The sequence below is a fragment of the Streptomyces sp. NPDC044002 genome, assembly GCF_056434525.1.
Window position 1 is genome coordinate 1 of sequence record NZ_JBWKEZ010000003.1, and the last position, 18971, is coordinate 18971.

17 protein-coding genes are annotated in these 18971 nt (G+C 75.5%); 9 read left to right on the top strand and 8 right to left on the bottom strand.

All coding sequences use genetic code 11. The features are described 5' to 3' along the window. Positions 1–78 precede the first annotated feature (78 nt). On the top strand, positions 79–1125 hold the full coding sequence (locus tag AC07A6_RS03090) for a hypothetical protein (RefSeq protein ID WP_478775845.1): 1047 nt from the start codon (positions 79–81) through the stop codon (positions 1123–1125). Positions 1126–1882: 757 nt separating this feature from the next. Here AC07A6_RS03090 and AC07A6_RS03095 read toward each other — a convergent pair. Then, positions 1883–2806, bottom strand: coding sequence for an ADP-ribosylglycohydrolase family protein (locus AC07A6_RS03095; protein ID WP_478775846.1), 924 nt, complete (start codon positions 2804–2806; stop codon positions 1883–1885). Further along, a complete protein-coding gene (locus AC07A6_RS03100) occupies positions 2803–3399 on the bottom strand; it encodes a TetR/AcrR family transcriptional regulator (protein ID WP_478775847.1) in 597 nt (198 codons plus the stop codon). Before AC07A6_RS03100 ends, AC07A6_RS03095 begins: the two co-directional genes overlap by 4 nt. 143 nt (positions 3400–3542) lie before the next feature. Between AC07A6_RS03100 and AC07A6_RS03105 the strand changes: the two genes are divergently transcribed. The 5 genes from AC07A6_RS03105 (at position 3543) to AC07A6_RS03125 (ending at position 8061) form a co-directional block, all read left to right on the top strand. Next, positions 3543–4664 (top strand): FAD-dependent oxidoreductase, encoded by a 1122-nt coding sequence (locus AC07A6_RS03105; RefSeq protein ID WP_478775848.1) that lies wholly within the window; start codon positions 3543–3545, stop codon positions 4662–4664. Between the two features lie 113 nt (positions 4665–4777). After that, positions 4778–5293: a hypothetical protein gene (locus AC07A6_RS03110; protein WP_478775849.1), complete on the top strand. Its 516-nt coding sequence runs from the start codon at positions 4778–4780 to the stop codon at positions 5291–5293. A 53-nt stretch (positions 5294–5346) separates the two neighbouring features. Then, the gene (gene lnt / locus AC07A6_RS03115) at positions 5347–6978 is read left to right on the top strand and encodes an apolipoprotein N-acyltransferase (protein ID WP_478775850.1); all 1632 of its coding nucleotides are present in this window, start codon (positions 5347–5349) and stop codon (positions 6976–6978) included. Positions 6979–7015: 37 nt separating this feature from the next. Beyond that, on the top strand, positions 7016–7516 hold the full coding sequence (locus AC07A6_RS03120; protein WP_478775851.1) for an NUDIX hydrolase: 501 nt from the start codon (positions 7016–7018) through the stop codon (positions 7514–7516). A 41-nt stretch (positions 7517–7557) separates the two neighbouring features. Next, positions 7558–8061, top strand: coding sequence for a DinB family protein (locus AC07A6_RS03125; RefSeq protein ID WP_478775852.1), 504 nt, complete (start codon positions 7558–7560; stop codon positions 8059–8061). A gap of 50 nt (positions 8062–8111) precedes the next feature. On the opposite strand, the gene AC07A6_RS03130 is transcribed toward AC07A6_RS03125, so the two are convergent. Beyond that, the gene (locus AC07A6_RS03130; RefSeq protein WP_478775853.1) at positions 8112–8903 is read right to left on the bottom strand and encodes a trypsin-like serine peptidase; all 792 of its coding nucleotides are present in this window, start codon (positions 8901–8903) and stop codon (positions 8112–8114) included. A 274-nt stretch (positions 8904–9177) separates the two neighbouring features. Here AC07A6_RS03130 and AC07A6_RS03135 point away from each other — a divergent pair, with 274 nt between their 5' ends. Both AC07A6_RS03135 and AC07A6_RS03140 read left to right on the top strand, forming a co-directional pair. Further along, positions 9178–10467 carry an ATP-binding protein gene (locus AC07A6_RS03135; RefSeq protein WP_478775854.1) on the top strand — a complete coding sequence of 430 codons (1290 nt, stop codon included), beginning with the start codon at positions 9178–9180 and terminating at the stop codon, positions 10465–10467. Positions 10468–10852: 385 nt separating this feature from the next. Next, complete coding sequence (locus AC07A6_RS03140) at positions 10853–11179, top strand: DUF6191 domain-containing protein (RefSeq protein ID WP_362472187.1); 327 nt, start codon at positions 10853–10855, stop codon at positions 11177–11179. Here AC07A6_RS03140 and AC07A6_RS03145 read toward each other — a convergent pair. From AC07A6_RS03145 to AC07A6_RS03165, 5 genes are all read right to left on the bottom strand, one after another. After that, a complete protein-coding gene (locus AC07A6_RS03145; protein WP_478775855.1) occupies positions 11157–11774 on the bottom strand; it encodes a hypothetical protein in 618 nt (205 codons plus the stop codon). The two genes, AC07A6_RS03140 and AC07A6_RS03145, sit on opposite strands and share 23 nt — an antisense overlap. Then, positions 11771–13396 carry a serine/threonine-protein kinase gene (locus AC07A6_RS03150; RefSeq protein WP_478775856.1) on the bottom strand — a complete coding sequence of 542 codons (1626 nt, stop codon included), beginning with the start codon at positions 13394–13396 and terminating at the stop codon, positions 11771–11773. The genes AC07A6_RS03145 and AC07A6_RS03150 overlap by 4 nt, the downstream gene beginning before the upstream one ends. A gap of 126 nt (positions 13397–13522) precedes the next feature. Then, on the bottom strand, positions 13523–14779 hold the full coding sequence (locus AC07A6_RS03155; RefSeq protein ID WP_362472180.1) for a Tm-1-like ATP-binding domain-containing protein: 1257 nt from the start codon (positions 14777–14779) through the stop codon (positions 13523–13525). 48 nt (positions 14780–14827) lie between these two features. Continuing rightward, positions 14828–15319 carry an NUDIX hydrolase gene (locus AC07A6_RS03160; protein ID WP_362472177.1) on the bottom strand — a complete coding sequence of 164 codons (492 nt, stop codon included), beginning with the start codon at positions 15317–15319 and terminating at the stop codon, positions 14828–14830. Positions 15320–15382: 63 nt separating this feature from the next. Next, positions 15383–16444 (bottom strand): cation diffusion facilitator family transporter, encoded by a 1062-nt coding sequence (locus AC07A6_RS03165; RefSeq protein ID WP_386274982.1) that lies wholly within the window; start codon positions 16442–16444, stop codon positions 15383–15385. Between the two features lie 160 nt (positions 16445–16604). On the opposite strand from AC07A6_RS03165, the gene AC07A6_RS03170 reads away from it, so the two are divergent. Continuing rightward, positions 16605–18965: an FHA domain-containing protein gene (locus AC07A6_RS03170; RefSeq protein WP_478775857.1), complete on the top strand. Its 2361-nt coding sequence runs from the start codon at positions 16605–16607 to the stop codon at positions 18963–18965. Positions 18966–18971 lie beyond the last annotated feature (6 nt).

Sequence of the window (18971 nt, forward strand, 5' to 3'; positions counted from 1 at the left end):
GGGGGGAGACGGGCGGGTGTGGGGGGGGAGGGGAGGCGTTGCGGTCCGGTGGTTGGGTTGGTGGCCTCCTTTCTTCTCTTGTACCTTTCCCCCCCCACCGCGGCCGCGGCGGCCGCCGCCCTGCTGGTCGCGGAGTCGGCCGCCGCGCTCTCCCGGGGGCCCGGGGCCGCCCTCGTGTGCCTGTCCGCCGCGTGGGCGCTGGCCGGGGCGCTGCTGCGGCTGCGGTCCCGGCGCGCGCAGGAGCGGCTGGCCCTCGACGCCGCCGGCCCGGCCCGCTTCCCGCTCCCCGACCGGCTGCCGTCCGGGCAGGAGCGGCGCGGGAACACCCGGATCATCGTCGGGGCGCTGCTCTGCCTCGCCGCCGCCGGGATCCTCGTGGACGGCCTCGTCGAAGACCTCGGGAGCGGGCCCGGCGGCTCCCCGTACGACGCGGTCGGCCAGCAGCGCGTGGCCCTGGTCCTGCTGGTGCTCGGGAGCACCCTCCTGGGCCGGGGCTGGGCCGCCGACCTGGCCACCCGGCGGCTGTACGAGGACGACCAGCCCGCGCTGGTGGTAGGCGTACGGATCTCCCCGTCGGGGCACTTCTGGCTGCTGCCCGACGCCGACGACACGGCGGGCCGGCCGCTGCTCTGCTACCGCCCGGCAGACCGGGACACCCTCAAGGGCGCCCGGCTGCTGGCCGCCGGGACGGAGGGCCTGCCGCGGGGCGGGCTGCACGACGTCGACGCCCGCGCCGAACCCTTCGAGGCGCTGCTCCACGGGGTGCCGCGCGAGGGGGCCGAGGTGGTGCTGGAGTACGCCGTGCACCAGGACTACGGCAGCGGCATCTCCTGCCAGGTCACGGGCGCCCCCCTGCTGCCCCGCCGGCGCCACGGGCTGGACCCCTGGAGTCCGGCCGGGGTGTCCTACCGGGAGACGACCCGGGGCTGGCGGGAACGGGAGGAGGCGCGCCGCAGGGAGGCCGAGCGGCTCCGGAGACAGGCCGACCGCGCGAAGAACGCCAAGCGGACCACGGCCTCCGGCACCGCCGGCACGACCGCGGCCGGCGGCTGCGGCGGGGGAGGCGGAAGCTGCGGGGGCGACGGCTGCGGCGGAGGCGGCTGCGGAGGCTGCGGCTGCGGCTGACCTCCGGTCGGGGGGCGGGGGCCGGTCCGGGTCCCGCCCGGAGCCGGAACCCCGAGCCGGGGCCCCGCCCGGAACCCCGAGCCCGGGCACACCCGCCCGGATCCCGGCCCGGGGCCCGCCCGGAGCCCCGGGCCGGGGCGATGGCCGGGGTCCGTGCCTGCTCCGCCCGGCGCCGTCGGCTGCGGCTGACCTCCGGTCCGGGGAGGGGCGGGCGACAGCCTGGCCGGGCCGCGCCCGAACCCCGGGCCGGCCGGACGCTCCAGGGGCCGGCCCCCGGCTGCGTGCCTCCGGGCCCGGATCGGCCCCGGAGCCCCGGGCCGCGGCGAGGTGCCGGCCGGTGTCCTGCCCGCTCCGCCCGGCCGCGCCGCTGGTCCGGCGCGGCCGGGTCGCCCGCGTCGGCGTCCGCGGGTGACCTCCGCTTCGGGGCGGGGCGGCGGCCGGGCCGGTTCCGCCCCGGAGCCCCGGGCCGGCCCGTCGGCCGGGGGTTGCAGCCGGGCCTCGGCCCCCGGCCGTGGGCCGTCGGGGCCAGGGTCGGCCCCGGCAGGGCTGAGCCGGACCCCGGGCCCGGAAGCTTCGCCGGGCTGGTCCGGAACCAAGCGCGCTCCCGGGCCGGTCCGGACCGCGGGCGGGACCGTGCTCGGCCGGGATGATCCGGACCCGGGCGCGGCCGGACTGGTCGGGACCCGGCCCCGCCGGGGCTCGGCCAGTCCGGCCGGGATGTCAGGGGCCCGCCCGGGCGTGGCCCGGGCGGCCGGGTTCAGGCCGGGGCTGCGAGGCGGCGGGCCAGGGTGCGGAGTGCGTCGGCGTCGAGGGTCCGGCCGTCGAAGCCGGGCAGCGGTACGTGCAGCGGGCCCGTCCACGCGTCCGGTACCGCCGCCTGCCCGTACACGGCGCCGGCCAGGGTCCCCGTCACGGCGGCGACCGTGTCGGTGTCCCCGCCCAGGTCCACGGCGGCCCGTACGGCCCCGGCGAACCCGCCGGTGGTGCGCAGGGCCCACACCGCCGAGCCCAGGCAGGGCCACACCGCCCCGTTGAACTCGGTGGCCAGACCGGGGTGCCAGTCGGGGGCGAGGACGCGGGCGTACCGGTCGCGATGGTCCGGGTGCACGGCGTCCAGCGCGTCGGGCAGCGCGGCCGCCGGATCGCCGCCGTCCAGGGCCACCCGGACGAGCTCGTGCAGGAGGGCGGTGCCCTCCCAGGCGGCCCGGTCCCCGTGGGTGAGGGCCGCGATGCGCCGGGCCGCGTCCATGGTGGCTTCGCGCCCGGCCGCCGCGAAGTACACCGCCGAGCCGGCGGCCCGCATCAGGCTGCCGTTGCCCGCGGCCCGCGCGTTCACCTGGAAGTGGACGGCGGCGGCCTGGTCCCAGGGCAGGCCGCTGGTGAGGACGTCCTCGGTCTGGAGCCCGATGTCCTTGGGCTCCGCGGCCGCCCAGCGCTGGAAGCGCGCGAAGACGTCGGGGAGTTCGAGACCGCCGTGCTCCAGCAGGGACTCGGCGACCAGGACCGTCATCTGGGTGTCGTCGGTCGCCTCGCCCGGATCCCAGCCGCCGCCCCCGCGCATCTCCTCGCCCCGCGCGCTCAGCTGCCCCGCGGGCCCGAACTCGTACGGAGCCCCCAGCGCGTCTCCCGCCGCCGAGCCCAGTACGGCTCCGACGGCCCGGTCCTGCCGGCTGGGGGTCACGGGGTCTGCACCCCCTCCGGGCACACGGCGGCGAGCAGGCCCCGTGTGAAGCGGTCGAGGTCGTCGAGCCCGGCCGCGGCCAGTGTCCCGGGGGAACCCGCCAGGAGGTGGGGGATCGCCCCGTGCAGCGCGAGGGTCAGGGCGCGGGTCGGCTCCGGCCCGGCCGGGAGGCCGGCCCCGGACAGGAGGGCGCGGTGCGCGGCGAAGTCCCCGGAGGCGATCGGGTCCAGCAGCGCGGCCAGCCAGGGCCGCCGGGTGGCTTCGGTCTGGAGCTCCAGGTAGGCCAGCACCCGCGGGCGCCCAGGGCCGGCCACGTTCCGCAGCAGCCCGGCGAGCAGCGCCGCCAGGCCCGCCCGGTCCGACGGCTCCGGTCCGGCTCCCGCCAGGGCGGCGGCCACGGCACGGTACTGCTCCAGGCAGCGTTCGGCCACGGCCCGCAGCAGCGCGTCGCGGGTCGGGAAGTAGTTCTTGGCCGTGCCCAGCGGCACATCGGCGGCGGCGTCGACGGCCCGGTGGGTGAGCCCGCGCCCGCCCGCCTCGGCCAGCACCGCGATGGCCGCGTCGCGCAGCCGGTCCCTCCGGTCCTGATTCACCTTGCCAGGATAACCACACCCGTGGTACCACGGATGGGGTACCACGGGTGTGGTGACGTGGTGCCGTGGTACCACGGATGGGGTACCACGGCTGTGGTGACGTGGTGCGGTTCTGTTCGTCCGACGGATCGAGGGGGCACGTCATGACAGACGACCGGCACGGCGAGAACGGCGAGAACGGCGAGAACAGCGAGAACGGCGAAAAGAACGGAAACGGCGAGAAGAACGGAAACGGCACCGCCGTGGTCGTCGGCGCGGGCGTCGGCGGGCTCGCCACCGCCATCGGGCTCCGCCGCGCCGGCTGGTCCGTACGCGTCCTGGAGGGCCGCACCGCCCTGGAGCGCTACGGCACCGCCTTCGGCATCCACCCCACCGCCCAGTCCGCCCTGGAGCGCCTCGGCCTCGGCGAAGCCCTCCGCGCGCGGGCCCTCCCCTACCGCCGGGCCCACATCCGGCGCCCGGACGGCAGGGTGCTCGCCGCCCTCCCCCTGGAACGCGTCGAACGCAAGGCAGGCCGCCCCGAACTGCTCGTCTCCCGGCCCCACCTGATCGACGCGCTGCTCGCCGAACTCGCCCGGCTCGGCGGCGCCGACGTCCAGTACGGGCAGCGGCTCACCGACCCCCGCACCCTCGACGCCGACCTCGTCGTCGGCGCCGACGGCATCAACAGCGCCGTCCGCACCGCCCACTTCGGCACCCGCAGCGCGGTGCGCGCCGTCGGCACCGTCGCCTGGATCGGCATCGCCGGCTTCGAGACCGGGATCTACGGGGAGACCTGGGGCGACGGCCGCTTCTTCGGGATGACCCCCGTCGAGCCGGGCCGCACCAACTGGTACGCCACCGTCCCCGAGGCCACCACCGCCGACGAACTGCGGGCCGCCTTCGCGGGCTGGCACGACCCGGTCCCGCGCGTGCTCGCCGAGACCGACCCCGCGACCTGGATCCGGTACGAGATGCGCCACCTCCACCCGGCGCTGCCCGCCTTCGTCACCGCCGGCCGGATCGCCCTGGTCGGCGACGCGGCCCACGCCATGACCCCCAACCTCGGCCAGGGCGCCTGCACCGCCCTCCTCGACGCCGAGGCCCTCACCCGCGCCGTCGCCGCCCACGGCCGTACGGGCCTGCCCGCGGCCCTGCGCGCCTACGACGCGGAGCGCCGCCGCAGCGCCCAGCGGGTGGCCCTCGGCTCCAGGACCCTGCACCGCTTCGTGACCACCCGCCGCCCGGCCCTCCGCGACGCCCTGATCGGCCTCCTCCCCACCTGAGCGGTGTCCGTTTCGGCGGGCCGGGCGCGGGCAGGCGCCAGCCCGTGAAGGACGATGCGCCGACTGGCGCAGAGGTGGTGGCAGGGATGCGGAACGTGGGTACGCTGCTGCTCATGACGGGTCACCCACCGGGCCCCCTCTGGACGGGCCGGGCTTCCAACCGCGCGCAGTGGCTGCTGGCCGCAGCCGGTGCGGCCTGCCTGGCCCTGGGGGTGGAGCTGGCCGTCGACAACTCCTGGACCGCCGGGTACGTCCCGCTGCTGATGTCCGTGATCGGCTGCCTCGCGGTCGGGCTGCTCATCCTCTACGGCACCCTCGCCTTCGTGCACGTCGCGGTCACCGTCGACGCGGAGGCCCTCGAAGTGCGCTGCGGCCACATCGGACTGCCCCGCCGCAAGATCCGCCTCGCGGAGGTCGCCTCCGCCGAGTTCCGCCCCCGCATCACCCCCCAGCAGTGGGGCGGCTGGGGCTACCGCTGGCGCCCCGAGAAGGGCACCGCCGTCATCGTCCGGCGCGGCGAGGGCGTCGAGCTGCGGCTCGGCGACGGCAAGCTGTTCACGGTCACCGTCGACGACGCCGAGAACGCCGTCCGGGTCATCCGCACCCACCTGCGCGCCCTCGCCCGGTAGCGTCGGGCGGCTCCTTACCGGCCCTTGGGGTGCGGGGACGTACACTCCGCCAGATGAGCAGCAGTGTCACCCGCGCCGCCGAGAGCGAGCCCTCGCAGCCCGCCGGACGGACCGCGGCCGTCGCCCCGTCCGAAGCCGCAGCCGGCACCTCCCCGCGCCGGGAGGAGCACAAGGCCGCCTGGCTGGTGCGCTCCGCACTGGCCGGAGCCGCCGGGGTGCTGCTCTACCTCAGCTTCCCGCCCCGCCCCCTGTGGTGGCTGGCCCCCTTCGCCCTCGCCCTGCTCGCCGGCTGCCTGCGCGGCCGCCGCGCCCGGGCCGGCTTCGGCCTCGGCTTCCTCTTCGGGCTCGGCTTCCTGCTGCCGCTCCTCGTGTGGACCAGCGAGGGCGTGGGCCCGGTCCCCTGGATCGCCCTCGTCACCCTCGAATCCCTCCTCATCGGCCTCACCTGCCTCGGCATCGCCCTCGTCAGCCGGCTGCCCGGATGGCCCCTGTGGGCCGCCGCCGTCTGGATCGCGGGCGAGGCCCTGCGCGCCCGGGCCCCCTTCGGCGGCTTCTCCTGGGGCAAGCTCGCCTTCGGGCAGGCCGACGGCGTCTTCACCCCGCTCGCCGCCGTCGGCGGCACCCCGCTGCTCTCCTTCGGCGTCGCCCTGTGCGGCTTCGGCCTGTACGAGGTCCTGCGCACCTCCCGCCGCGACCCCCGGCGCGGCGCCGCCGCGCTCGCCGCGCTCGCCGTCGCCGCCCCCGTCGGCGCGGGCCTCGCGGCCCGCCCGCTGGTCTCCGGCGCCGCCGAGGACGGCACGGCCGTGGCCGCCGTCATCCAGGGCAACGTGCCGCGGGCCGGCTTCGACTTCAACGCCCAGCGCCGCCAGGTCCTGGACAACCACGCGAACCGCACCGTCCAGCTCGCCGAGGACGTCAAGGCCGGCCGCGTCCCCAAGCCGGACTTCGTCCTGTGGCCGGAGAACTCCTCCGACATCGACCCGTTCACCCAGCCCGACGCCCACGCGGTCATCGACAACGCGGTCAAGGCCGTCGGCGTGCCCACCGCGATCGGCTCCGTCCTCGCCCCCGAGACCGGACCGCTGCGCAACACCATGATCCTGTGGGACCCGGCCAAGGGCCCCACGGACACCTACGACAAGCGCAAGATCCAGCCCTTCGGCGAGCGCATCCCCATGCGCTCCTTCGTCCGGCTCTTCAGCTCCGACGTGGACCGCGTCCGCCGCGACTTCGGCCCCGGCAAGGAGCCCGGCGTCTTCGACATGGCGGGCACCGGCGTCGGCATGGTCACCTGCTACGAGGCCGCCTTCGACGACGCCGTCCGCTCCACCGTCCGGGCGGGCGCCCAGGTCATCGCGGTGCCCAGCAACAACGCCACCTTCGGCCGGACCCAGATGACCTACCAGCAGCTGGCCATGGACCGGATCCGCGCCGTCGAGCACAGCCGCACCGTCCTCGTCCCCGTCACCAGCGGCGTCAGCGCCGTCATCCAGCCCGACGGCAAGGTCACCCAGCAGACCGAGATGTTCACCGCCGACGCCCTCGTCGCCGAGATCCCGCTGCGCTCCGGACAGACCCCGGCCACCCGCCTGGGCCCGCTCCCCGAGTACGCGCTGCTCCTCGTCGCGGCCGCCGGGCTCGGCCGGGTGCTGACCCGCCGGGTTCGCGCCCGCCGGGCCGCATGACGACGGCGGCCGCGCCCGGGCCCCGTAGGGTCGGGGCATGACCACACCCGAGTACATCCGCGAAATCAGGGAGAGCGGCGCCGGCCACCGGCTGCTCCTGCTGCCCGGCGTCACCGCCGTCGTCGTCGACGACCTGGGCCGGCTGCTCCTCGGGCGCCGGGCGGACAACGGGAAGTGGTCCCTGGTCGGCGGGATCGCCGAGCCGGGGGAGCAGCCCGCCGTGACGGCGGTGCGCGAGGTGTACGAGGAGGCGGCCGTGCGGTGCGTCCCCGAGCGGGTGGTCTTCGTGCAGATGCTCGAACCGATCACGTACCCGAACGGCGACGTCTGCCAGATCCAGGACATCACCTTCCGCTGCCGGGCCACCGGCGGCGAGCCCCGCGCCGCCGACGGGGAACTGCTGGAGGCGGCCTGGTTCTCCCCGGACGCCCTGCCCCCGCTGGACCGCTTCGCCCTGGACCGCATACGCCACTCCCAGGCGGACGGGCCCACCTGGTTCGAGGCCCCGGCCGGGACCGTGGACCAGGCGGTTTCCTGAAGGACATCGGACCGGGTGAACCTGTCACCTACGGTTTCGTCATGACGACCACCGAGCCCCGACCGGACCTCCGGCCCCCCGGCCTGAACGCCGACGAGAAGACCACCCTGCTGACCTTCCTGGACTACCTGCGCGAGTCCGTCCTCGCGAAGGCGGCCGGTGTCCCCGAGCCGGCCGTCCGCACGGCCGGTGTTCCTTCCGGGACGAGCCTGCTCCAACTGCTCAAGCACCTGACGGCGGTCGAGCTCAACTGGTTCGTCTGGGCCTACGCCGGCGCCGACCGCGAGCAGTGGGAGGACGAGGCCGCGGTGTCCGCCGACGACACCGCCCCGGACTTGGCGCACGCCTATCGCGAGGCGATCGCCCGGGCCAACGAGGTCGCCCTCGCCTGCACCGACCTGGACCGCCCCGGCGCCCGCTCGCTGCGCGAGACCCCGCCGCCGTCGATGCGCTGGGTGCTGGTCCACATGATCGAGGAGACCGCCCGGCACGCCGGCCACGCGGACATCCTGCGCGAGCAGATCGACGGCTCGATCGGACGGTGATACGGGCCCTGACCGTCCCGGCCGAGCCGCCCGAGCCGTTGTGACGCGGACTACGGCGACTGCTCCGCCGCCTCGCGGTACAGCTCCAGCGCCGTGGTGCCCAGGACCGCGCTGTAGGAGACGTCCGGGACCGTGCCGCCGCCCTCGTGGCCGCCCAGTACGCCGGCCAGGGTGCCGCCCGCCAGCCAGGGGCTGCCGCTGGTGCCGCCGCTGAGGGCGGGGCAGTCGATGCGGCGCTGCGTCGCCGAGAGCAGGCTCGTCGCGTTCGAGCAGCGCAGCGGGGCCTCCTCGGTGCTCGGGTAGCCGACGACGGTCACCGTCACGTCCCCCGGCTGCCCGGCGGCCACCGGGAAGCCGCCGACCACGTCCTCCACGTTCCCCGTCACCGCACCGTCCGCCGGGGCGACCGTCGCGAAGGCGATGTCCGCGTCCGGGTCCTCCCCCTCGGTCCAGGCCGGGGCCGTGAACACCCCGGTCACCCGCCACAGACCGTACGGGGCCTCCCCGTCCCGGTAGCCCGGGGCGAAGACCGTGCCCTCCGGGTGGCCCAGGCAGTGCGCGGCGGTGGCGATCACGTCGCGGCCGGCGCTGCGCACCACGGAGGCGGTGCAGAAGTGCCCGCCTTCCGTGCCGCCCGCGAACAGGGCGCCCACCCGGGCCGCCGTGGCGTCGGTGTCGGCGCGCACGGTCACGCCGAGCGGCGGCAGCGCCCCGGCCTCGGGGAGGTCCAGGCTCAGCAGGGCGGCCATCGAGGTCAGCGCGAGCAGGATCCGCGCCGCCCGCCGGGCGCGGGCACGGGAGCGGGGGCGGCCGGCCGGTCGGGGGAGGGTGCGAGGGATCATGCGTCCGAGCCTCCCCGGCGAAACTGTGCCCGGAGCCCGGTGTTCCGTATGAATCCGCTGTGAATGCGGATCCCCTGTGGGTGCGGAATCCGCCGTGGATGTGTCGGAAAGCCCGAAGGCGCGCCGGCCCCGGGCGGGCGGCTTCGGCGGAACGCACCGGTCTATGGACGCCGCGGCGGACTTCCCGGCCGGCTGTTGTGCACCGCGGTGCGTGATCGCCGGGCCCGCCCGCCCCTAGCCTCGGCGCAGGAGCACGAACGAGGGGCGGTACCGAGTGAACTGGCTCATCCACGACTACCGCGAGAGCGATCTCGCGGCGGTGGTCCATCTCATAGACACCACGGCCGAACTGGGCCAGGAGTCCGTCTTCTCGCTCGCCGAGTGCATCAGCGCGCTGACCGACCGGCAGCCCTGCGTCGTCGCCGTCCACCAGGGCGTCCCGATCGGCGCGGCCCTCGCCAGCGTCACCGGCGAGCGGGCCTGGGTGATGCGGATCGCGATCGCCTCCGGCTGGCGCGGCCGGGGCCTGGCCAGCGCGCTCCTCGTCGAACTGGAGCGGCGCCTGATCGCCGCCCGCGTCGGCCGGATCGCCTACGTCCTGCCCGAGGAGGACCTGCTCGGCGAGGGCCTGCTCAACGCCGGCTACACCCGGCAGCCCGCCGTCGCCTACTTCGAGAAGACCGAGCCCCTGCACGGCCCGGCGGCAGGCCTCCTCGACGACCTCGGCGGCCGCTTCCTGCCCAACGACCTGTGGGCCAAGGTCGCCGGCATGGAGACGGAGAAGGAGCTCATCGAACGGCGCGTGGTCCTCCCGCTCGCCGAACCGGAGCGGGCCGCCGCGCACGGGGTCCGGCCGCCGCGCGCGATCACCCTCTTCGGGCCGCCCGGCACCGGCAAGACCACCTTCGCCCGCGCCATCGCCTCCCGCCTGGGCTGGCCCTTCGTCGAGCTGCTGCCCTCCCGCCTCGCCGACGAGGGCAACCTCGCCGCCGCGCTGCGCGTCGCCTTCGCCCGGATCGCCGAGCTGGAGCGGGTCCTCGTCTTCATCGACGAGGTCGAGGAGATCGCACCCGTACGCACCGAGCCGGCGCAGCCGGGCGGCATCCACGGCGTGACGAACGAGCTGCTCAAGCTGATCCCCGGCTTCCGGGAGGGCGACGAGCGGCTGCTGGTCTGCGCGACCAACTCCATCCGCTCCCTCGACCCGGCCTTCCTGCGGCCCGGCCGCTTCGACTACCTGATCCCCATCGGCACCCCCGACGCCGGGGCGCGCGCCGCCATCTGGTCGCGCTACACGGCCGGGCGGACCGGCGTGGACGTGTCGGCACTGGTGGCGGCGACCGAGCTGTTCACCCCGGCCGACATCGAGCACGCCGCGCGGACCGCCGCGCAGGTGTCCTTCGAGCGGGACCTGGAGGCGGTGGGCGCGCGCGGCGCGGCGGCCGCGCAGCTCGGCGCCACCACGGAGGACTACCTGGCGGCCGTGGCGCAGTGCCGGCCGACGGTCACCCCCGCGATGACCGGCGAGTTCCAGGCCGACATCACCGCCCACGCGCGGTTCTAGCCACAAGACCCCCGGACGGGACACCGTCCGGACCGGGAGCCGACCGGCGCCGTCCCGCCGGCCGCTCCCCACAGGCACCGTCCCCCGGTTGCGGCGGGGGACGGGAACGCGAAACGGCCCGCGGCCGCTCCCCAAAGCGGCCGCGGGCCTCCCGCGCGGACTCGGCATCCGTGCGGGACGGCCGCGTTCCGTGGGGTGTCGCATGCCGGAACACGGCACGCAGCGGTGCCTGAGGGCGTCCTGCACGCCCTCGTCTACGCCTTCGATCCAAGCAGGGCGGCCCCCGCCCGGGCTTCGGCCGGACGGCCACACCCGCCCCGGCCGGAAGTACGGCTCAGGGTCCCCGCCCCTGGGGGCGAACGGCCCGGTGGGCTACGGTCGGGCCATGGGCTTCGTCATCTTCATGACCCTGCCGGGACTGGCGCTGCTGCTCACCGCGACGGCCTTCGCGGACTTCGCGCTCGTGCGCGCCGGCCGCGCCGGTCTGCTGCCCTGGCGGTGGAACGGCCGTCAGGGGCAGATCTCCGCCACCGGCTTCGAGCAGCTGCACGCCGGCTTTTCGCCGGGCAAGCAGAACGAGCTGAGGGAACGCCAGAGCGCCCTCCTCGTGCGCGACGACGAGGAGGACGGCGCCCCGCCGCACTCCCGCGTCGACCTCGACGGCGGACGCGCGGTGATCAGGCTCCCCGCTACCGGGGGCACCGGTAGGTGAACTCGACCGCGGCCGTCCGCTCGACCGGCGAGATCAGCTGGAGCTCGGCCCGCGCCGGGTAGCTGCCCGTGCCCTGGAAGGTCCACAGCAGGTGCAGCGTGGCCTCCTTCCGCCCGGCGGGCACCCGCTCCGTGAGCTCCTCCGACCGGGTGCCGTCGCTGCGGACCCAGCGGTAGGTGAGGGTTCCGGGGCGTCCGTCGGTGCGTACGACGGCCACCACATCGGCGGCCGCCCCGCACCCGGGACCCCGCGGGTCGGTGGAGACCGCCACCTCCCGCACCTCCACGGCCGGCCCGAACCGCTGCCAGGCCAGGTAGCCGAGCACCGCGGCCAGCACCACGGCCGCCAGGGTGTACCGCCGCCAGCCCCCGCCGCGCCGCGCGGGCGGCCGCGGCCCGGGCGGCGTGGCGGGCACCACCGGGAACGGCGGCGCCATGGCCGCCGTCACCCCCGGCCCGAACCGCATCACGGAACCCTCGACCCGGTCGGGCGCGGCGTCCGCCGGGGGCGGCGGGCCGCTGAACCAGTGGCTGCCGAGCACGGTGGCGCTGTATTCGTCGTCGGCGGGGTCCTGGGGGACGCGCGGGTCGTTCATCGGGGAACCTCCTGGGGTTCCTGGGTCTGGCAGCGGTACAGCAGTGCGGAGGCGGAGGCCGAGCCGTTCGCGGCGGCCGGCCTGGTGGTGACCCGGACCCCGCCGTAGCAGCCGTGGCCCCGGCTGAAGTTGTGCGCCTGGACCACGGGGGCCAGGGAGCCGGCCTGGACGACGACGGTGTCGGTGCCGTCGGGGACGGAGAAGGCGCCCTGCGAGCTGCCGAGGAACCACTCCAGGGTGACGGTGACCGGCCCGCTGCCCTGGGCGGAGAGGGAGACGGTCGCGTCGCCCCGGTAGACCCCGGGCTTGAGCGAGACGTCGAGCTTGGTGACCCGCAGCGTCGGCGACGGCGTCGGGGTCGGGGTCGGCGAGTGGCTGACCGTCGGCTTCGGGGTCGGGCTCGGAGAGGGGCTCCAGCTCGCGGAGGGGGAGTGCGTGGGCGTCGGGGACGCCGAGGTGCTCGGCGAAGCGGACGCCGACGCGGAAGGGCTCGCGGACGGCGAGTGCGAGACGGACGGCCCCGGCGCGGGCGAAGCCGGCCCCGGCGTGGCCGGGTTCGTCGTCGCGAAGTCGCTGAGCGCGGAGGCACCCGGCGGGGTGCCGGCGCCCGCGTCCGTCGTGAACACCAGCACCGCTCCCAGCACCAGCGCCAGGCCCGTCGCCAGCCAGCCGCCGCGCCCCGGCGCCCAGCCCGAGCCCCCGCCGACCGAGGTGGTGGCCACCGCGGTGGTGCCCGCCGCCGCGCCGGCCGCCGACGGGAACAGCAGCGGCAGCAGGGCCGCCAGCGCGGCGAGCTTGCGCTGCCCGCGCTCCTCCCACTGGGGGCCGTACGCGGCCACCGCCACGGCCTCCAGCTCGGCCACGAACGCCTCGGCGTTCTCCGGGCGCTGCTCCGGCCGCTTGGCCAGGCCCCGCCGGATGAGCGGCCGCACCGGCTCGGGGGCCTCGGTCTCCGGGACCGGGGCCTCGATGTGCTGGACGGCGAGTTCGGCGAAGCTCGCCCCGTCGTACGGTTTGCGGCCGGTCAGGAACTCGAAGAAGGTCGCGGTCGCCGCGTACACGTCGGCCGTCGGCGAGGCCGGCTGACCCTGCCACTGCTCCGGCGCCATGTAGGCGGGGGTGCCCGCCACCCCGGGGGTGGTGCCGCGGCCCGCCGCGATCCCGAAGTCCACCAGCTTGGAGGAGCCGTCGGGCGCGACCAGTACGTTCTCCGGCTTGTAGTCCCGGTGCACGACGCCCGCCCGGTGGGCCGCGGCCAGCCCGAGCAGGGAGCCCTTCAGCACCACCAGCGCGGCCTCGGCGTCCGCCCGGCCGGTCTCGCGCAGCACGGCGCGCAGGGAGATCCCGTTGACCAGCTCCATCACGATCGCCGCGCCGGCCGGGGCCTCCACGTACTCGTACAGGCCCACCACGTACGGCGACACGAGCCCGCCCAGCAGCCGGGCCTCGGCGCGGAACTCCCGGACGAAGGCCGGGTCCTCGCGCATCCGGTCGCTGAGGTACTTCACCGCGACGGCCGTGCCCGTGGCGTCGTGGAGCGCGAGCACGACCCGGCCGCTGCCGCCCGCGCCGAGCTCACGCACCTCGGTGTAACCGGGTACCGTCCAGCCGTTGCCCATCATGCGCCCCCGTCCGTGGCGTCACCGGCCGCCCGCGGGCGGCCGGCCGGTCGTCCCCCGACCGGCCACCTGCTGGGACACTTTTCCGCCACGGCCGGTTCCCAATCCGGCGCGCGTCCCGCATGCCGGTCAGGCGGCCGCCGACACCGCCCCGATCATCGCGTGCAGCCGGTCGGCCGCCGCCCGCCCGAAGGACGGGTCGTTGATGTGGGTGTCGTAGTCGTAGAGCCGGGCCGCACTGCCCCGCAGCCCCTCGCGCAGCGCCGAGAACAGCGCCAGGTCCGCCCGGGGGTCGTGGTACGGGCCGCCCGGCGCGCCGAGCGTGGACAGCCCGCGCAGGGGGACGCAGACCGCCGTCGGCCCGGTCGCCGCGCGCAGCTTCGCGGCCACCCGCCGGCCCAGCTCCGCGCACTCCGGCTCGGTCGTGCGGATCACCGTGATCGAGGGGTTGTGGACGCGGACCCGGCGGTAGCGGGCCCGTTCGGGCAGGGTCTCCAGCGGCCCGAACTTCACCATGTCCAGCGCCCCCAGGCTCACCACCTGCGGCACCCCGGCCCGCCCGGCCGCGCTGAGCCGGTCGGGGCCGGCGGTGAGGATGCCGCCGCACAGGTCGTCGGCGAGTTCGCTCAGGGTCAGGTCCAGCACCCCCGCGAACACCCCCTGCCCGGCGAGGGTCTCCAGGGTGCGGCCGCCCGCGCCGCTGACGTGGAAGACCAGGACCTCGTACCCCAGTTCCTCCAGCCGCTCCCGGGCCGCGTCCACGCCGATCGTGGTCACCCCGGCCATGCTCGCCGCCACCAGCGGCCGCGAGCCCGAGCCCAGGCGGGCCGGCCGGCTGCGGTCCAGCGCGGCGCGCGCGTACGCCTTCGCCATCCCGGCGACGGCCTCCGCGGCGTTGGCCAGCACCGGGGCCGAGACGCTGTTGATCCCGGCGATGTCCACCACGCTGTACATCATCGTGATGTCCGCCGAACCCACGTACGGGGACACGTCCCCGGACGCCATCGAGGAGACCATCACCTTCGGCACGCCCAGGGGCAGCGCCCGCATCGCCCGGGTCGCGATGGAGGTGCCGCCGCTGCCCCCGATCGCGAGCACGCCGTGCAGCCGGCCCTCGGCGTGCAGGCGTAACAGGGCCGCCTCGGCGCCCCGGGCCATCGTGGTCACGGCCGCGCCCCGGTCGGCGGCCGCGCGCAGTTCCGTCAGTTCCGTGCCCGCCGCCCGCGCCACCGCTTCGCGCGGCACGTCGGCGGGCACGCGGGGTTCTCCCATGATCCCCGTGTCCACCAGCACCACTTCGACGCCGGCGCGCAGCAGCCTCTCGCGCAGCCAGCCGTACTCGACACCCTTGGTGTCCAGGGTTCCCACCAGCACGACGTTCGTCATAGACGCAATGTCCATGCAGGTGGGGTTTGTTGGCAAGTAAAGGTCAGGTCAATCCGCCAATAGCACCAACAATCGTTCCAGGAACGGAATTTGACCGACAATCAGCTTGTTTCGTGCGATCGGGGGAGTGAACCAGGCCACCCGGTCCAGCTCCGGGAACTCCCGCTCGACCCCCGAGTGCGGGGGCCACTCCATCGTGAAGGTGCCCGGCACCGTCAGCGCCGGGTCGAGGTCCGCCTCCACCGCCCAGATCGTCACGAGCTTCCCGCTGCTCAGCCGGACGTCCCCCAGCGGCAGGTAGTCCCCCTCCGGCGGGGGCACCCCCAGCTCCTCCGTGAACTCCCGGCGGGCCGCGTCCCGGGGCGTCTCGTCCGGCCCGTACTCGCCCTTCGGGATCGCCCAGCCCCCGGCGTCCCGCCCGGCCCACAGCGGACCGCCCATGTGGCCGAGCAGCACCTCCACCCCGTGCCCCGCGGTCCGGCGGAACAACAGCAGGCCGGCGCTCCGCCTGTACCTCTTCGCATCCGTCACGGGAGCCATACATGCCCCGCCGGAGCCCCGCTCAGTGCTCGGGGCCTCGGTGCGCGCGCCGGTGCGCGTGCGTCAGTGCGCGTGCGGGCCCTCGCGGTGCACCGGACCGTGGGCGTCCGCGCAGTGCGGGTCCACGCCCTCCGGCTCCTCGCCCGGCCGGCCCACCGACAGCAGGGCGTCCTGGACGTGGTCCACCTGGAGGGTGGTGTGCGTGATCCCGTACTCCTTCGCCAGCAGCAGCTCCAGCTCCCGGCGCACCGCGTGGCAGTCGCCCTCCTCCTCCACCAGCACGTGCGCGGACAGGGCCGCCTGCCCGGAGGTGATCGTCCAGATGTGCAGGTCGTGGACCTCGGTCACCGGCACGTGGGCGACGAGCCGGTCGCCGACCGCGTCCGGGTCCACGTGCGCCGGCGCGGCCTCCAGGAAGATCCGCCCCGACTCCCGGACTAGCCCGTAGCCCGCCTTCACCATCAGCACCACCACCACGAGCGTGGCGATCGCGTCGGCCTGCACGAAACCGGTCGTGAGCACGATCAGACCGGACACCGCCGTCCCGATGAACGCGAACAGGTCGTTCAGGATGTGCTGGTAGGCGCCCTCCACGGCCAGCGAGGACCGGTTCGCCCGCGAGATGCACCAGGCCGCGCCGACGTTCACCACGATCCCGGCCAGCGCCGTCACCAGCACCAGCCCGCCCTCCACCGGCGGCGGGTCCAGCAGCCTGCGCACCGCCTCGTACGCCAGCCACACCGCGAGCAGCAGCAGCGTCAGCCCGTTGGCCTGCGCGGAGAGTATCTCCGCCCGCTTGAGGCCGTACGTGAACCCGCCCCGCGCCGGACGCGCCGCCAGCCGCATCGCGATCAGCGCGAGGACGATCGAGACGGCGTCCGTCAGCATGTGCGCGGCGTCGGAGATCAGGGCCAGCGAATGGGCCATCACGCCGATGACCACCTCGACGGCCATGAAACCGCCGATCAGGGCGAGCGCGATCGCCAGCCAGCGGCGGTCGGCGTCCGGGTCCACACCGTGGCTGTGCCCGCCGGGACCGTGCCCGTGCCCGTGCCCGTCGTGCCCGTGCCCGGTGTGGTCCGCCCCGGTGTGCTCGTGCGCGTGGTCGTGGTCGTGCCGGCTCATGGCTTCCCCCGTTTGTTCGGTTCCGACGCGTGAAGTGAAGCGCACCGCGACGAGATCGGCAAAGGCTGCAACGGGGACCGTTGTCATTCCCCATAAGAACCCTCTGACCTGCGGTGATGTCCCTCCTGCCGGTTTCCGCGGTTCGTGGGAAAATCTGTCCATGGTCCAGCGGCCCGGTGCGGCGACCGCGCCCGAACTCGTCCTGGAAACCGCCATGGGCTCCACCGAGATGAGCCCGGGCCGGAGCTACCGCGTCGGCCGCGACCCCCTCTGCGAGATCTGCCTCGACGACGACCGCGTCTCCTGGCACCACGCCGTCCTGCGCCCCGAGGGCGACCACTGGACCCTGGAGGACGAGGACAGCACCAACGGCACCTGGGCCGACGGCCACCGCGTCCACGAATGGGCCGTCGGCCCCGGCAGCGAACTGCGCTTCGGCAGCGCCCAGGACGGCCCGCGCGCCCTCCTCAGCAGCCGTACGCCGCCCCGCGCCGCCGCCTCCCGCCCCTCCCGGGTCGCCGACCCGGCCATGACCGGAACCTTCCGCAGCCCCACCAGCATCCGGCCACTGCCCGCCCGGACCAGCATCCGCATCGGCCGCGACCCCGGCAACGACCTCGTCATCGACGACCTCGTCGTCTCCCGCAGGCACGCCGAACTGCGCGCCCTCGCCGACGGCGGCTACGAGATCGCCGACCTCGGCAGCCACAACGGCACCTACCTCAACGGCACCCCCGTCGACACCGCCCCCCTCACCGACGGCGACATCGTCGGCATCGGCCACAGCGCCTTCTGCCTCGTCGGCGACCAGCTCCAGGAGTACACCGACACCGGCGAGGTCTCCCTCGACGTCCAGGACCTCGCCGTCGCCGTCGACCACGGCCGCAAGACCCTCCTCGACCACGTCTCCTTCCCCGTCGGCACCAAATGCCTGCTCGCCGTCGTCGGCCCCAGCGGCGCCGGGAAGTCCACCCTCCTCGGCGCCCTCACCGGACTGCGCCCCGCCGACCACGGCACCGTCCTCTACGACGGCCGCGACCTCTACCGCGACTACGCCGAACTGCGCTCCCGCATCGGCCTCGTCCCCCAGGACGACATCCTGCACACCCAGCTCACCGTCCGCCGCGCCCTCGCCTACGCCGCCGAACTGCGCTTCCCGCAGGACACCGGCAAGGCCGAACGCCTCGCCCGGGTCGACGAGGTCATCGGCGAACTCGGCCTGGAACAGCGCGCCGGCCAGCCCATCCACAGCCTCTCCGGCGGCCAGCGCAAACGCGTCTCCGTCGCCCTGGAACTGCTGACCAAGCCCTCCCTGCTGTTCCTCGACGAACCGACCTCCGGCCTCGACCCCGGCATGGACCGCTCCGTCATGCACATGCTGCGCGGCCTCGCCGACGACGGCCGCACCGTCATCGTCGTCACCCACAGCGTCCTCAGCCTCGACGTCTGCGACCGGCTCCTCGTCCTCGCGCCCGGCGGCCGCGTCGCCTGGTACGGGCCGCCCGCGGAGACCCTCGGCTTCTTCGGCTTCGACCAGTGGCCCGAGGCCTTCGAGGCCTTCGAGAACCAGCGCGACCGCGACTGGGCGGGCCAGTACGAGGCCTCGCACCAGCACCGCACCTACGTGGCCGGCCCCGGCCGCCGCCCCCGCGCCCCCGACGCCGCACCCCCCGGACCGGCCGGCTTCGCCGAGCCGCCGCCCCGGGCGCAGAGCGGGCGCGCCCAGCTCTCCACCCTGATCCGCCGCTACGCCACCGCCCTCGGCGCCGACCGCACCTTCCTCGTCATCATGGTCGCGCTGCCGTTCGTGATGGGCGCCATGGCCCGGGCCCTGGCCGGCAGCGCCCTCACCCAGGAGACCGCGATCAACGCCCTGCTCATCCTGTGCGTCGGCGGCGTACTGACCGGAGCCGCCAACGCGGTCCGCGAACTCGTCAAGGAACGGGTCATCTACCAGCGCGAACGCGCCGTCGGCCTGTCCCGGGGCGCCTACCTGCTGTCCAAGGTGGCGGTCCTCGGCACGATCACCGTGGCCCAGGCCGTCGTCCTCACCCTCGTCGGCCTGTTCGGGGTGCGGCTCGGACCGCCCGGCTCCACCGGGGTCTTCCTGCCCCGCCTCGCCGAAATCACCCTGGCCGTCGCCCTGCTGTCCTTCACCGCCATGATGCTCGGCCTGCTGGTCTCCGCCCTGGTCAGGAAGGAGGAGGTCACCATGCCCCTGCTGGTCCTCCTCGCCATCGTGCAGGTGGTCTTCTGCGGGGCCCTGCTCCAGCTCGACGGCGTGCCCGTCATCGGGCAGCTGGCCTGGCTCGTGCCCTCCCGATGGGCCCTCGGCGCCATGGCCGGCACCATCGACCTCGGCCGGACCGTCCCCGGCACCCTCACCGACGACCCCCTCTTCGCCCACTCCGCCGGGATCTGGCTGCTGGACGTCGGCATGCTCGCCGCCCTCTCCGTGCTCTTCGCGGTGCTCGTCGCCCGGCTGCTGCGCCGCCACGAGCCGGCCGTGATGCGGAAGTAGGCCCCG